General features: G+C 66.5%; 6 protein-coding genes. 4 read left to right on the top strand and 2 right to left on the bottom strand.

Annotated features, from left to right (window positions below; all coding sequences use genetic code 11):
• Positions 1 to 79 precede the first annotated feature (79 nt).
• Positions 80 to 1645, bottom strand: a complete 1566-nt coding sequence (locus ACEN9F_RS05565) for a CehA/McbA family metallohydrolase (protein WP_413418640.1) — start codon at positions 1643 to 1645, stop codon at positions 80 to 82.
• Positions 1646 to 1826: 181 nt separating this feature from the next.
• Here ACEN9F_RS05565 and ACEN9F_RS05560 point away from each other — a divergent pair, with 181 nt between their 5' ends.
• The 4 genes from ACEN9F_RS05560 to recD are packed head-to-tail and all read left to right on the top strand — an operon-like array spanning position 1827 to position 14084.
• Positions 1827 to 4976: a CHASE domain-containing protein gene (locus ACEN9F_RS05560; protein WP_413418638.1), complete on the top strand. Its 3150-nt coding sequence runs from the start codon at positions 1827 to 1829 to the stop codon at positions 4974 to 4976.
• A gap of 36 nt (positions 4977 to 5012) precedes the next feature.
• Positions 5013 to 8420 (top strand): exodeoxyribonuclease V subunit gamma, encoded by a 3408-nt coding sequence (gene recC / locus ACEN9F_RS05555; RefSeq protein WP_413418636.1) that lies wholly within the window; start codon positions 5013 to 5015, stop codon positions 8418 to 8420.
• Positions 8417 to 12127, top strand: coding sequence for an exodeoxyribonuclease V subunit beta (recB, locus tag ACEN9F_RS05550; protein WP_413418634.1), 3711 nt, complete (start codon positions 8417 to 8419; stop codon positions 12125 to 12127). Before recC ends, recB begins: the two co-directional genes overlap by 4 nt.
• Positions 12120 to 14084, top strand: a complete 1965-nt coding sequence (gene recD, locus ACEN9F_RS05545) for an exodeoxyribonuclease V subunit alpha (protein WP_413418632.1) — start codon at positions 12120 to 12122, stop codon at positions 14082 to 14084. The genes recB and recD overlap by 8 nt, the downstream gene beginning before the upstream one ends.
• A gap of 218 nt (positions 14085 to 14302) precedes the next feature.
• Here recD and ACEN9F_RS05540 read toward each other — a convergent pair whose 3' ends face one another.
• The gene (locus ACEN9F_RS05540; RefSeq protein ID WP_413418630.1) at positions 14303 to 15175 is read right to left on the bottom strand and encodes a serine hydrolase; all 873 of its coding nucleotides are present in this window, start codon (positions 15173 to 15175) and stop codon (positions 14303 to 14305) included.
• Positions 15176 to 15213 lie beyond the last annotated feature (38 nt).

The following is a 15213-nucleotide window of genomic DNA, read 5'->3' as shown; positions in this document are numbered from 1 at the left end:
ATAACTGCATTTCTAGTTTTTCTATCCTAAAAAATATTATCGGAACTAAATTTTCCACAGCGCACGATTGACTCCCTGTTCAGCGCGGTAATTGGCTCACCCAAACCGGCGCGCTCCACAGCATTTTGCCGTCGTCCTGGGTCACGCGCGCATAGTAAAAGTGCTCGCCCGGCTTGGGGGTGATGGCGCTGCTGGCCTTGTTGCTGAGGATGGACACCTGGCCGTTGCGGCCCGGCACGCCCTGGAAGATGGTCACCGCCGCCGCGCTGCGGCCGTTGGCGCTGGCGTAGGCGGCCTTGAGCGTCAGCTTGCCCTGGTTGCTGAAACGCTCGCCCATGACGCGGCCGTTGGCGGTCAGGATCAGTTGCGCCTGCTTGTCCATCGTGGCGTAGACGCGACGGGCCCGGAGCGCGGCGAGGAAATGCTCGGAGGTCAGCGGCACGCCCTTGGGCAACAGCACGGCCGTGCGATTGGTGTAGGACGCGCCCCAGTTGGCGCAGTGGTTGTCCTGGTTGCTGCTGAAGGCGAGGTGGTAGCCCGCCTCCAGCAAGGCATTGCATGCGGCCTCGAAGTTGCTGCGGCGCGGTTCGCTTTCATCGGTGCTGCTGGAAAAGGCGTTGCTGTTGACCACCTCGCACAGCAGCATGGCCTCGTCGCCGTCGGCGCTCCACGCCAGCGGCTGGCCGGCGATGGCGAACTGGCCTTTCTGCGGATGGTTGAACTGGCCCAGCCAGCCGCGCTGGCGCATCAGCGCGTACAGGCCGGCGTAGTCGTTTTTCGGCGTCTCGGTGTCGGCCAGCAAGGCGTGTTGCGCGTTGCGCTCCCAGCCCAGCAGTTCGCCGCTGTTGAGGATGTTGAGGTGGCCGCCGTTGCTGATGACGCCCCATTCCTGGCCGTACAGCGCGAGAAAGCCGGCGTGCGCCAGGTTCCAGGTGTCGGCCTGGTGCAGGCCGTTCTGGAACAGGGCGCGCACGGCGGCCGGATCGGCGTCGGCGTTGGTGCCGTCCGAGCCGTCGTACAGATGGTTGTGCTCGGACGTCATCAGGAAATCGAGGCGCCGCTGTTGCGCGTAGGCATAGGCGTCCGTCGGCCCCAGCGGTGTGCTTTGCGGCGCCTGCGCGCCGCTGCACTGGCCCAGCGCGCCGCCGCCGTCGCTGTGGCCGGTCTGGCTGTGCAGGTTGCCGAGGTAGATGTCGTAGGGCGCGGCCTCGGCCAGGGGCGCGGCGGGTTGTAACGGCGCGACCGATGGCGCGACGGTCGCCGCCGTGCCCACCGCCACCGGCCAGGCTTGTTCCGTGTGCTGATCGTCATCCAGGCTGGCGCGCAGGCGCAGCCGGTACATGCCGCTGGGCGTCGCCGCGCCCGCCTGCCAGCGCAATGTAACCGTGCCGCCAAGCGCGCGCTCGCCACGCCAGCGCCGGATGACGGTATCGCTGCCCGCGGCCAGCAGGTCCAGCTGCCAGCGTATGCGGCCCTCTTGCTGCGAGAAATACAAGGCCACGAGACGCGCGCCGCTGCTGTCGGCATGGAAAGGTGCTTGCAGGACGGCATCGAATTCCTGATGGTCAACAGTTGTCGCACCACTGGCCGGCGCCATGGCGCAGACTGCGGCCAGGGCCGCCTTGATCAAAGAATGTGCACGCATGATGGCTCCAAAATACAAACTCATCATTTAGAGCGTGCCTTGCTGTATAAGGTTCCCTTCTCATCCGCAAGCCGTTGACCCGAATTCTCTCCAATTCTTTCTCTGGTTCCCGCGCGGCATTAATAGTATGCTGCTGTGATGCAAGAATTTCCGTTTTTTAAAGTCCAAAAAGTGATGGCGCATGCTCAAACCGGGTAACACGAAAAAGGCAGTCAGAAGATCGCGCTTGCTGTTCTGGAGTGCGGGCTGCGCCGTGGCCCTGGGCGTGGGGGCGCTGCTGTACGGCGCCGCCGCCAAGACCGTCGACGACGACGCCGGCCAGCGCTTCGAGAACCTGGCGCGCAGCACGCAATACGGCATCTCGGCCCGCATCAAGTCCTATTCCGATCTGACGCGCGGCCTGGTCGCGCTGTTCCAGGCCAGCGACGTGGTGACCCGGCTGCAGTTTCACCAGTACGTCGCCAGCCTGGATATTCCGCGCTACTTCCCGGCCATCGAGGCGCTGACCTGGGCGCCGCACGTGACGGACGCCCAGCGCGACGCCTTTGTGGCCGCCGTGCGCGCCGACCGCGGCCTGGAGGCGGGCGGTTATCCGCAATTCGACATCACGCCGCCGGGCCGCCGCGATCATTACGCGGTGCTGACCTACCTGGAGCCGGCGCCGATGCTGCAGGAGCGGCTGGGCGTGGACATCGCCGTCAATCCGCTGGTGGACAAGCTGATGGCGGCCTCGCGCGACAACGGCCAGGTCAGCGCTTCCAGCCTGCCCATCGTGGTCAAGCTGCCGACGCCGCACTTCGGCCTGGGCGTGCGCCTGCCGGTGTACCGCCGCAACGCGCCGGTCGACGATGTGGCCCAGCGCCGCGCCGCCTATCTCGGCACGGTGGGGGCGGGCTTCAGCATTCCCAAGCTGGTGCAGGGCGCGATCGACGAGATGACGGTGCGCCAGGTGCACCTGATGCTGTACGCGGACGGCAGCGCCGATGTCGAACAGCGCCGCCTGGTGATCGAGAAGACCGACCGGCTGCTGTTCAACGACAACGGCTCGATGACGGCCACGCCGCTGCCGGCGGCGCGGCGCGCCGACTATTTCGAGACGGTGCTGCCGATCGATTTCAACGGCAGCCTGTGGAAGGCGCAGTTCCAGGTGCGGAAGGCGGATCTGCTGACCGGCTTCGACCTGTACTTCCCGTGGATCGCCGCGCTGACCGGGTTTGCCGGCACGCTGCTGTTGTACAGCTATGTGTTCGTGCTGTATGCGTCGCGCCGGCGCGCCATCAAGCAGGGGGTGCTGCTCGATACGGTGCTCAACAACGTCGATGCCCACGTCTACATGAAGGACCAGCACAGGCGCTACATCTACGTCAACGCCAAGATGGCCCAGTCGATGGGATTGCCGGTGCACGAGATCGTCGGCAAGCTGGATCGCGAACTGATGCCGGCGCCCGCCGCCGATGCCGCGTGGGCGCTGGAGCGGCCGGTGTTTGCCGATAAGGTCAATCGCTCTGGCGAGACGCAGTCCGTCGGCAGCGACGGCGTGGTGCGGCATTTGTGGACCGTCAAGGTGCCGGTGGAGATCGACCGCGCCGTCACCGCCGTGATCGGGTTGTCGACCGACGTCACCGAGCTGCACCAGTTGAAGGACGAGGCGGATGCGGCCAACCAGGCCAAGAGCGACTTCCTGTCCAATATGAGCCACGAGATCCGCACGCCGATGAACAGCATCATCGGCATGGCGCACCTGGCGCTGAAATCGGTCACGCATCCGAAGCAGCGCGACTACCTGCAGAAGATTTATCACTCCGGCCAGCATCTGCTGGGCATCATCAACGACATCCTGGACTTCTCCAAGATCGAAGCGGGCAAGATGGACCTGGAGGTGCTGGACTTTACGCTCGACGCGCTGCTGGCCAATATCTCCAGCCAGCTGGGCGAGAGCGCGCAGGCCAAGGGGCTGGAGCTGGTGTACGAAATCTGGCCCGGCCTGTCGCACCAGCTGCGCGGCGATCCGCTGCGGCTGGAGCAGGTGCTGCTGAACTTCGCCAGCAATGCGATCAAATTCTCCGAAAACGGCAAGGTGACGATACGCGCGCGGCCGCTGGAAGACCGCGACAACTACATCATGGTGCGCTTCGAGGTGGTCGACCACGGCATCGGCATGACGGTGGACCAGGTGGCGCAGCTGTTCCAATCCTTCCACCAGGCCGACACCTCGACCACGCGCCGCTACGGCGGCACCGGCCTGGGACTGGTGATCAGCAAGCAGCTGGCCGAGCTGATGGGCGGCGGCGTCGGCGTCGACAGCAAGCCTGGCGCGGGCAGCACCTTCTGGTTCACCGCGCGGCTGGCCAAGGGCGTGCAGTTCCTGCAGGCGCGCGACGAGTCGGTGCAGCCGGATGTGCTGGACAGCATACGCGGCGCGTCCATCCTGCTGGTCGAAGACAATATCTTCAGCCAGCAGGTGGGGCAGGAGTTGCTGGAGGATGCCGGGGCGACGGTGTGCGTGGCCAACAACGGCAAGGAGGCGATCGACCTGCTGCTCAAGGAGCGTTTCGATTGCGTGCTGATGGACGTGCAGATGCCGGTGATGGACGGTTACGAGACCACGCGCCTGATCCGCGCGCATCCCAAACTGTCGGCGACGCTGATTATCGCGATGACCGCGAACGCGGGCCGCGACGACCAGGAACGCTGCCTGGACGCCGGCATGGACGAATTTGTCACCAAGCCGATCGCGCCCAAGCTGCTGTTCAACATGCTGGCCAAGTGGATGAGCCAGCGGGCCAGGGCGGCCAGCATGGAGCGCAAGGTGGCGCCTCCGCCGCCCTCGTATTTCACGATGGCCGATGGCGGCACGCCGCCGGCGGCGCTGAAGATGTACGCGGCACGGGTGGCGGTGCCGCCAGGGCCTGTGGTGGCGCCGCCCGCTATCGTTTCCCGGTCCACCGCCGCACCGGAAGCGGCGCCGGCGCCCGCGCCGGTCGAGCTGTTCGACGTGGCGGCGCTGGCGCTGACCTTCAGCGGCAAACCTGACAAGATGCGCAAGTACGCGCTGCTGTTCCTGCAGTCGGCCCGCGACGGCATGAAGGAAGTCGACGCCGCGCTGGCGCGGGATGACCTGGCGCAGCTGTCCGAGCTGGGGCATCGCATCAAATCCTCGGCGCGCGCGGTGGGCGCGATGCAGTTCGGGAACCTGTGCCTGGGGCTGGAGCACCTGCGCAAGGATCCGGACATCGGCAAGGCGCGCCAGCTGGTGCAGCAGATGCACGCCATGCTGGCCGTACTGGATGAGCACATCGAACAGGAACTGCTGGCTTACGACCCGGGCTAGAGCGATAATACGGCTTCGATCTTAACGAAGAGCCCTATGCACCCGAGCATCACCCCCGGCCTGCTGATTTTGCACGGTAATCAAATGGAGCAGTTGCGCGCCGCCGTGTTCCAGTGGCTGCGCAACCACCCGCTCGGGGCGCTGGAATCGGACATCTTCCTGGTGCAGTCGAACGGCGTGGCCGAGTGGCTGAAGATCGCGCTGGCCGAGGAAATGCGCATCTGCGCCGCCGCCCGCGTGGCGCTGCCGGCGCGCTTTCTGTGGGAAACCTATCGCGGCATGCTGGGCCGCGACCGCGTGCCGGTGCGCTCGGCCTTCGACAAGGGGCCGCTGACCTGGCGTTTGATGCGCTTGCTGCCCACCTTGCTGGCCGATCCCGTGTTCACGCCGCTGCGCCACTTCCTGGCCGACGGCGAAGCCGAGCGCCGCCTGCAATTGGCCGAACGGCTGGCCGACTTGTTCGACCAGTACCAGGTGTACCGGGCCGACTGGCTGGACGACTGGGAGCACGGCCGCGACCAGATGCGCAACGCGCGCGGCGAAGCGGTGCCGTTGCCGGAAGACCAGCGCTGGCAAGGCCAGCTATGGCGCGCCGTGCACGCCGACGTCGAACCGCACGAGCGTGGCCTGGGCCGCGCCACCGTGCACACCGAATTCGTGCGCGCCAGCGCCGCCGGCGAGGAACCGCTGGGCCGCCTGCCGCGCCGCATCGTGATCTTTGGCGTGTCCGCGCTGCCGTACCAGAGTTTGCAGGCGCTGGCTTCGCTGGCGCGCTACACGCAGGTGGTGCTGGCGGTGCCGAATCCGTGCCAGTTCTACTGGGGCGACATCATCGAAGGACGCGACCTGCTGCGTTCCGCGCATCGCCGCCAGCAGCTGCGCAACGGCCAGGACCTCGGCGCCATCCCGCTGGAAGAGCTGCACGCGCACAGCCATCCGCTGCTGGCCAGCTGGGGACGCCAGGGGCGCGACTTCATCCGCATGCTGGACGAATTCGACGAGGCCTCGGCCGCAGCCGCCGCCAGCGAAGACGACAGCGTCGCGCCGCTGCGGATCGACCTGTTCAGCGAAGGCGAGGGCGATACGCTGCTGTCGCAGGTGCAGGCCGCCGTGCGCGACCTGCTGCCGCTGTCCGAGCATCCGCAGGCCGCGCCGCCGGACGACGACCGCTCGATCGAATTCCACGTCACCCACAGCGTGCAGCGCGAGGTCGAGGTGCTGCACGACCAGCTGCTGAAGATGTTCGCCGACGACGGCAAGCTGCGTCCGCGCGACGTGGTGGTGATGGTGCCGGATATCGACACCTTCTCGGCCGCCATCCACGCGGTGTTCGCGCAGCACCGCCGCAGCGATCCGCGCTACATCCCGTTCGAGATCGGCGACGTCAACGACCGCAGCGTCAATCCCTTGCTGGTGGCGCTGGAATGGCTGTTGCGATTGCCGCAGCAGCGCTGCCGCCAGAGCGAAGTACGCGACCTGCTGGACGTGCCGGCGCTGGCCGCGCGTTTCGGCCTGTATCCGGAAGACCTGCCGACGCTGGGCCTGTGGATCGAGGGCGCGGGCGTGCGCTGGGGCCTGGACCAGGAGCACCGCAGCGGCCTGGGCCTCGGCCCGGCTGGCGAACAGAATGCCTGGATCTTCGGCGTGCGCCGCATGCTGCTCGGTTATGCCAGCGGCGACGGTGAAAGCTTTGCCGGCATCGAGCCGTTCTCCGAGGTCGGCGGGCTGGATGCCGCGCTGGCCGGCTCGCTGGCGCAACTGGTCGAAGCGCTGCTGCATTGGCGCGGCGTGCTGGCAAAATCGCGCACGCCGGCCGAGTGGGGCGTGCAGGCGCGCGCGCTGCTGGCGGCCTTCTTCAAAGCCAACGAGGAGGGCGACCGCCTGACCTTGGCGCAGCTCGACGATGCGCTCAACAACTGGCTGGAAACCTGCGAAGGCGCGGCCTTCGAGGAGGCGGTGCCGCTGGCGGTGCTGCGCGAAGCCTGGCTTGGCCTGCTGGACGAGCCGACGCTGAACCACCAATTCGTCTCCGGCGGCGTGACCTTCTGCACGCTGATGCCGATGCGCGCCGTGCCGTTCCGCGTGGTCTGCCTGCTGGGCATGAACGACGGCGACTTCCCGCGCCGCGCGCCCAAGGCCGACTTCGACCTGCTGGCGCAACCGGGACAGGCACGTCCCGGCGACCGCTCGCGCCGCGACGACGACCGCTATCTGATGCTGGAGGCATTGCTGGCCGCGCGCGACAAGCTGTATATCAGCTGGGTCGGCCGCAATGTGCGCGACAACAGCGAGCAGCCGGCGTCGGTGCTGGTGTCGCAGCTGCGCGATTACCTGGTCAACGGCTGGAAGCTGGACCTGCATGCGCGCACCACCGAACACGCGCTGCAGCCGTTCAGCCGGCGCTATTTCGAGGAGGGCGGCCTGCTGACCTATGCGCGCGAATGGCGCGAGGCGCACGGCGAGGAAGCCGCAACGGGGGAAGACGCCGAGCTGCCGTCGTACGAAATCGACGATAAATTCCGCCTCAAGCTGGCCGGCCTGACCAACTTCATGCGTCAGCCTGCGCGTTTCTTCTTCCGCCAGCGCCTGGGCGTGATGTTCGGCGAATCGGCGCTGGTCGGCGAGGATGAAGAACCTTTTTCGCTCAACGGGCTGGAACGCTATCAGCTGGAAGACGAGATGCTCGGCGGCGATGCGCAGGAAGAGGAGCTCGAACAGGTCTACGACAAATTGGACGAACGCGCGGAGGAACTGGTACGCAAGGGCGTGTTGCCGATCGGCCTGATCGGCCAGCAGTATCGGCATCAACTGGTGGAAGCGCTGGCGCCGGTGCGCAGCGCCTGGCTGACCTTGCGCGCGCACTATCCGCTGGCCGCCCCCAAGGTGGCGCTGAACCTGGTGCTGGCCGGCGTGCCGCTGGACGACTGGATCGATCAGCTGCGCAGCAACGGCGGCGAGACCGTATGGCTGATGCAGATGTCGTCCAAGGTCACGGACAAGCAGGGCAAGCCGCGCGGCGACAAGCTGATCGCCATGTGGCTGCGCCAGTTGGCGGTGGCGGCGGCGGGCATGCCGGTCACCGGCTACCTGGTCGCGCGCGACGCCATCGTCACCATGAAGCCGCTGGACCAGACGCAGGCGCAAGAAGCCTTGCGCGAGCTGGTCTGCCTGTGGCGCGACGGCATGAACCGCCCGCTGCCGACCGCCTGCAAGACCGCGTTGGCGCTGGCGCAGGGCGGCGATGCGCGCGCGGTCTACGATGGCGGCTTCGAGATCTCAGGCGAGAACGAGGACTTGTGCCTGGCGCGCCTGTGGCCTGACTTCGCGGCACTCAGCGCGCAGCCGGACTTCGCCGACGTCTCGGGCGCGCTGTATGGCCCGCTGGCGGACTGGCTGGAACAAGACATCACGATAGCCGCGATCAGCGGCGAGGACGCAGCATGAGCACCACCGCAAACCAGCTGGCCCCGCTGACTTTCCCGCTGCACGGCTCGCGCCTGATCGAGGCCAGCGCCGGCACGGGCAAGACCTGGACCATCGCCGCACTGTATGTGCGGCTGGTGCTGGGCCACGGCGGCGAGAACGGCTACCGCCGGCCGCTGCTGCCCGCCGATATCCTGGTGATGACCTTCACCCGCGCCGCCACGCGCGAACTGTCCAACCGCGTGCGCGAGCGGCTGGTGGAGGCGGCGGCTTACTTCCGCGGCCACGAAGAGCGCGAGCAGCGCGACGAGTACCTGGACGAGATCCTCGAATCCTACCCGGACCACAGCGCGCAGCAGCAAGCCGCGCACCGTCTGCAGTTGGCGGCCGAGACGATGGACGAAGCGGCCATCTTCACCATCGACGCCTGGTGCCAGCGCATGTTGCGCGAGCACGCGTTCGACAGCGGCAGCCTGTTCGACGAAGAACTGGTCAGCGACGAACAGGCCTTGTTCGAGGACGCGGCCCACGATTACTGGCGCCAGCAGGTCTACCCGCTGAACGCCGTGTCGCTGGATGCGCTGCTGTCATGCTGGGGCGACGTCGGCGCGCTGAAGAAATCCATACGCGAACTGGTCAAGCGCGCCGACATCATCGGCGACATCGATCCGTCGCAATCGCTGGCGGCGCTGATCGCCGCCGTCCAGCGTGCGCAGCAGGCGCAGCTCGCCGCATTGAAGGAAGGCTGGGTACAGCGCGCCGACCGCATGGAGCAATGGATCGCCAAGGAGCGGGTGCTCTCGCCCAAATGCTTCAATGGGAACAAAATGCGTCCCGACTCGCTGGCCAGCTGGTTCAACGGCCTGCGCGATTGGGCGCAAAATCCGGCCGCCGTCATGCCCGACATCTCTGACACCGCCTGGAAGCGCCTGACGCCTCACGGCCTTGAAGACGCTTTCTCCAAAGGCTATACCGCCACCGTGCCGGATGACTTCGACGCCATCGAGCCGCTGAAAAAAGCGCTCGACGACATCGAGCCGCTGTCGCACGCGCTGTACCGCCATGCCGCCGCCGCCGTCGCGCTGCGCATGGCCGAGTTGAAAAAGCGCAGCCGCCAGTTCGGCTTCGCCGACATGCTGGACCGCTTGAACGCAGCGCTGCAAGGCGAGAACGCCGCCGCGCTGCGCAAGCGCATCACCGACCAGTACCCGGTGGCGATGGTCGATGAGTTCCAGGATACGGCACCCAACCAGTACCAGATCTTCAACCTGCTGTACCGCGTGGCGGACAACGATCCCGAGACAGGCCTGTTCCTGATCGGCGATCCCAAGCAGTCGATCTACGGCTTCCGTGGCGCCGACATCCACAGCTACCTGTCGGCGCGCAAGGCCACCGCCGGCCGCCACTACCAGCTGGGCACCAACTACCGCTCGACCAAACCGGTGGTGGAAGCGGTCAACCGCTTGTTCCTGCACGCGGAAGGCGAGCCGGCGCAAGGCGGTTTCCCGCGCGGCGCGTTCCGCTTCCGCGATGTGATGACGCGCGAGAATCCGTTGCCGTTCGAGGCGGTCGGCGCCAAGGGCCGCAAGGAGCACATGGTCGATGCCGACGGCGATGCGCCCGCGCTGGTGCTCGCCTGCAGCGCGGCGCAGGAACTGAAAGCCGACGGCTACCGCGAATTCTTCGCGCATCACTGCGCCGAGGACATCGTCGCCAGGCTGAACGACGAGCGCGCCGGCTTTGCCGGTGGCCCGGATGGCTTTGTGCGCCTGAAGCCCGCCGATGTGGCCGTGCTGGTGCGCGACCGCAAGGAGGCTGCGGCCATACGCCGCGCGCTGCAGCGGCGCGGCATCCCCAGCGTGTATTTGTCGGACAAGGACTCCGTCACCGACAGCGAGGAAGCGGCCGACGTGCTGCGCTGGCTGTCGGCCGTCGCCAATCCGCTGGACGGCGGCCTGGCGCGCGCGGCCTACGCGACACGTACCAGCGGCTTGCCGCTGGCCGAGCTGGCGCGCCTGTCGTCGGACGAACTGGCGTGGGAAGAGCGCGTCGAACAACTGAAGGCGCTGCACATCGTCTGGCAGCGGCAGGGCGTACTGGCCATGCTGCGCCGCTTCATCCACGAACTGCAACTGCCCGCGGCCTTGCTGCAGCAAGCCGGCGGCGAGCGCCGCCTGACCAATCTGCTGCACCTGGCGGAACTGCTGCAATCGGCCAGCCGCCAGCTCGATGGCGAGCAGGCGCTTATACGCTGGCTCGCGGAGCAGATCGAAGGCGGCGAGGGCGCCGGCGACGAGCGCGTGCTGCGCCTGGAAAGCGATGCGGAGCTGGTGAAGGTCGTCACCGTCCACAAATCGAAAGGCCTGGAGTATCCGCTGGTGTACCTGCCGTTCGCGGTCACCGCGCGCAAGGTGGAGCGCCGGAACCGCAGCTTCTTTGAGTTCAGCGATGACGACGGCGTGCGCCGGATCGATATGGCGCTGACCGACACCGCGATGGAACTGGTCGAACGCGCGCGCCTGCAGGAGGACCTGCGCCTGATGTATGTGGCGCTGACGCGCGCGCGCCATTTCCTGTGGCTGGGCGTGACCGCGCTGTCCAGTCGCAAGGCGGGCGACAATACGCTGCACGAATCCGCGCTGGGCTATCTGCTGACCGGCGGCGCGCCGCTGCCGTCGGAGTTGATGATGGAGCGCTGGGAGCACGCCTGCCAGGGCTGCGACGCGATCAGCATCGCCACGCTGGATATGGGCATGCAGCAGTTCACCCGGTTGAGCCGTGTCGAACAGCGTCCGCCGTTGCTGGACACCCCTCAATACAACGGCCGCTTCGAGCGCGATTGGTCGGTGGGCAGTTTCAGTTCGCTGGCGCGGCGCACCGGGCCGACCGGCACGATAGGCGCGGCCGGCCCGGCGCCGGTGCCGCGCGACGCCGCGCAGGAAAAGCTGCTGGAGGGCGCCGGCCTGCCAGCGAGCGCGCTGCCTGGCCGCGTCGAGGACGCGCCATGGCATCGTTTCCCGCGCGGCTCGGTGCCGGGTAACTTCCTGCACGAGCAGCTAGAGTGGATGGGGCAGGAGGGCTTTGCCATCGTCGAGCAGGAGAATTTCGAATCGCGGCTGACGCGCCGCGTCGAGCGCGCCGGCTGGGGCAACCGCCTGGACGATACGCTGGCCTGGCTGCGCGAGATCGCCACCACGCCGCTGCCGCAGCTGAACGCGCCGCTGAGCCGGATCGCATCTCCGCTGCCGGAAATGGAATTCTGGTTCCCGAGCGAGCGTCTGAGCACCGGCGCGCTGGACAGCCTGTGCGCCTCGCACTTGCTGGGCGGCGTCGCGCGGCCCGCTTTGCCGGAACGGCAACTGCACGGCATGCTGAAAGGTTTCGCCGACCTGGTGTTCGAGCACGAGGGGCGTTACTGGGTGCTGGATTACAAATCGAACGCGCTGGGCGCGGGCGACGCCGCTTACCACCAGCCGGCGCTGGTCGCGGCGATGGCCGAGCATCGCTACGATATCCAGGGCGCTATTTATATGTTGGCGCTGCACCGGCTGTTGCAGAGCCGCCTGGGCGAGCGCTACGATCCGTCCGCGCATCTGGGCGGCGCGATCTTCCTGTTCCTGCGCGGCATCGCCAACACGCAGACGCGCGGCTGTTACTGGATGGAACCGGATCCAGAGCTGCTGGACGGGCTGGACCGCTTGCTGGACACCGAGGCACACCATGAGTAATGCATTGCTGGCGCAGGTCGACGCCTTGACTGAAAACGGCCAGCTGCGCCGCCTGAGTGGTGCTTTTGCGCGTTTTATCGCGACCGTTGGCGGCAGTTCGCCGCAGTTGATGGTGGCTTGCGTATTGCTATCGGAGCTGGAAGGGCGTGGGCACAGCTGCCTGATGCTCGACGAGTTGTCTGGCGATCCCGCCGCCCTGCTGGGCTGGAGCGCCGACGAATGGCGCGATCTGCGCGACACGGTCGGCGCCTGGCCGAAGAACGCCGCCGCCTGGCGCACCTTGCTGGCGGCTTGCGACCAGGTCTGGCCGGTCGGCGACCTGGATTTCCAGCAGCCGCTGGTGCTGGACGGCGAACGCCTCTACCTGCGCCGCTACTGGCGCGACGAAACGCAGGTCGCCATCGCCGTCCGCAGCCGGGCGCTGGGCGGCGTGCTGCCCGTCGATGCGGACGATGACACCGCCGAAGTGCGCCGCTGGCTGGATATTCTGTTCCCGCACCCGGCGCGGGGCGGCGCCACCGACTGGCAAAAAGTCGCTTGCGCGGTCGCCATGCGCGGCAAGCTGGGCATCATCACCGGCGGTCCCGGCACCGGCAAGACCTACACGGTCGCCCGTTTGCTGGCCCTGTTGTTCGCCACCGCCGGCGAGCGCCAGTCCGGCTTGCGGGTGGCGCTGGCCGCGCCGACCGGCAAGGCGGCGGCCCGCCTCAAGCAATCGATCGACGTGGCGCTGGACGACCTGGCGGAAAAAGTCGGCTCGGCCTTGCCGCTGCGCGAGCTGGCCAGCCGCATGGGCGCGGCCCGCACGTTGCACAGTTTGCTTGGCGCGCGGCCGACTACCCGGGCCTTCCAGCATCACGCCGGCAATCCCCTGGATGTCGATGTGTTGATTGTTGATGAAGCGTCAATGATTCACCTGGAAATGATGTCGGCGCTGCTGGCGGCCTTGCCGGCCAGCGCCACGCTGATCCTGCTCGGTGACAAAGACCAGCTGGCGTCGGTGGAGGCGGGCGCGGTGCTGGGCGACCTGTGCCACAACGCCGAGGCTGGCGCCTATCTGCCGGAAACCTTGTCGTATGTGCAAGCCAGCACCGGCCAGGATATCCCGGACGGCTACGCCGGCGATGGCGGCCCGATCTCGCAGCAGACGGTGATGCTGCGCGAAAGCCGCCGTTTTGGCGGGCCGATCGGCGCCCTGGCGCTGGCGGTCAACGCCGGCGATGCGGCAAGCTCGGTTGAAGTGTTGCGTGCAGGACAAGACGGCAAGGTCGCCTGGATCGATCCGGCGCAGTCCTGGGACCTGTTGCAACTGGCTTTGGCCGGCCGCGCCGGCGCCGCCGGCGGCTACCAGGCTTACCTCAAAATGATCAAGGCCGGACCGCCGGAAGGCGAGGAGATCGTACATCTTGCTTGGGTGAAATCCGTGCTGGAAAGCTTCGAAAGCTTCCGCATCTTGTGCGCGGTGCGCGAAGGCGAGTGGGGCGTCGGCGGATTGAATGATGCTATTGAGAAAAGATTGCAATCGGCGGGTTTGCTCAAGCGCAGCGGCGAATGGTATGCCGGGCGGCCGGTCATGGTCACCCGCAACGATTACGGCACCGGTGTTTTCAACGGCGATATCGGCCTGACCCTGCCCGATCCGGCGCGTCCGGGAGCGTTGCGCGTCTACTTCTCGGAGGGGGAAAAGGTCCGCAGCGTGCTTGCCACAAGATTAAGAAACGTCGAAACCGCCTTCGCCATGACGGTGCATAAATCACAAGGTTCCGAGTTCCTGCACACGGTGCTGGTGCTGCCTAAAGAGAAGGGCGGCATGCTGGCCAGGGAACTGATTTATACCGGCATCACCCGCGCCCGCGACTACTTTACGTTACTCACTCCGAACGGCCAGGTGCTGCTCGACGCCATCGCCCTGCGCACCCAGCGCGCCAGCGGGTTGCGCAGCCTGCTCGGCAACTAGACCCGCACCGCCAATCCGGGGTCAGATCCCGTACCGGGCCTGGCCCCGCCTTTCCGGGTTCTTGCGCGCCTTAATCATGCCGGAAATTGGCATGTTGCTACTAATTCTTGGCTTGCAGGCACGGTGGAATGCGGGCTGGCGGGGCGGCGGCTCAAACCGCTGGACGAAAAAAAAACCGGACCCTCAGGTCCGGTTTTTGGTGCCGACAGCAGCGTCTATTACATCGCGCGGCGATTGCGTTTGCTTTGCTTGACGGCTTTTTTCTTGCTGCTGACCGAAGCTTTCATGACTTTCGGTTTCTCGTCCGGGCCGGCGACGAAGCGGCGGATGTTGAACGCATCCATCAAGCGGGCCGAGTTGGCCTTGGCGTTCAGCAGCACCAACGTGGCATTTTTGCCGGCGGATTTGAAGCGCATGATCAGGCAGCGGCCGGCTTCTTCGGTGTAGCCGGTCTTGGACAGGCCGACGTCCCAACCCTTGGCGCCGACCAGGCGGTTGGTGTTGTGGTACTCGACTTTGCGGCCCTTGATGTTGATCACATCCTTGGTGTCGGTGGTGATGCGGCGAATGTCCGGATAGGCGGCTGCGGCGCTTGCCATTTTGATCAGGTCGGTCGCGGTGGACTTGTTATGCGGCGACAGGCCGGTCGGTTCTTCGATCACGGTCTGGGTCAAACCCAGCGCGCGGATCTTGGCGTTGACGGCGGCCTTGAAGCTGGCCTGGCCGCCCGGATAGGTGCGCGCCAGCGATGCGGCGGCACGGTTGTCTGATGACATCAGGGCCAGTTGCAGCACATCGCGGCGGGCAATCTCGGCGCCGACCGGCACCCGCGAGGTGCTGTGCTTGAGCATGTCGACGTCGGACTGGTCGATGCTGATCGGCTCGTCCATGTTCTGTTTGGAGTCCAGCACCACCATCGCGGTCATCAGCTTGGTCAGCGAGGCGATCGGGACTTGGACATTGGCATTCTTTTCCAGCAGCACCTTGCCGGTGTCGTCTTCGACGACCAGCACGGACTGCGAGCCGAGCGGTACTGCGAACGCGGCCGCAGTAAACGTACTCAGCAATACAGCAACAATTTTCTTGAGCATGGCAGGTATTCAGTTGGGGTCTGGAGTCTATCGGGCGT

The sequence above is a fragment of the Duganella sp. CT11-25 genome (assembly GCF_047302815.1).
Taxonomy (GTDB): Bacteria; Pseudomonadota; Gammaproteobacteria; order Burkholderiales; family Burkholderiaceae_D; genus Rugamonas.
Note: the sequence above shows the minus strand (reverse complement) of the source record. Positions and strands in the feature narration are given on the sequence as shown.

Bases quoted from the DNA above. Each gene is read 5' to 3' on its own strand.
- recC (WP_413418636.1), top strand. From the start codon at position 5,013: ATGCACCCGAGCATCACCCCCGGCCTGCTGATTTTGCACGGTAATCAA.
- ACEN9F_RS05540 (WP_413418630.1), bottom strand. From the start codon at position 15,175: ATGCTCAAGAAAATTGTTGCTGTATTGCTGAGTACGTTTACTGCGGCC.
- ACEN9F_RS05565 (WP_413418640.1), bottom strand. From the start codon at position 1,645: ATGCGTGCACATTCTTTGATCAAGGCGGCCCTGGCCGCAGTCTGCGCC.
- ACEN9F_RS05560 (WP_413418638.1), top strand. From the start codon at position 1,827: ATGCTCAAACCGGGTAACACGAAAAAGGCAGTCAGAAGATCGCGCTTG.
- recD (WP_413418632.1), top strand. From the start codon at position 12,120: ATGAGTAATGCATTGCTGGCGCAGGTCGACGCCTTGACTGAAAACGGC.
- recB (WP_413418634.1), top strand. From the start codon at position 8,417: ATGAGCACCACCGCAAACCAGCTGGCCCCGCTGACTTTCCCGCTGCAC.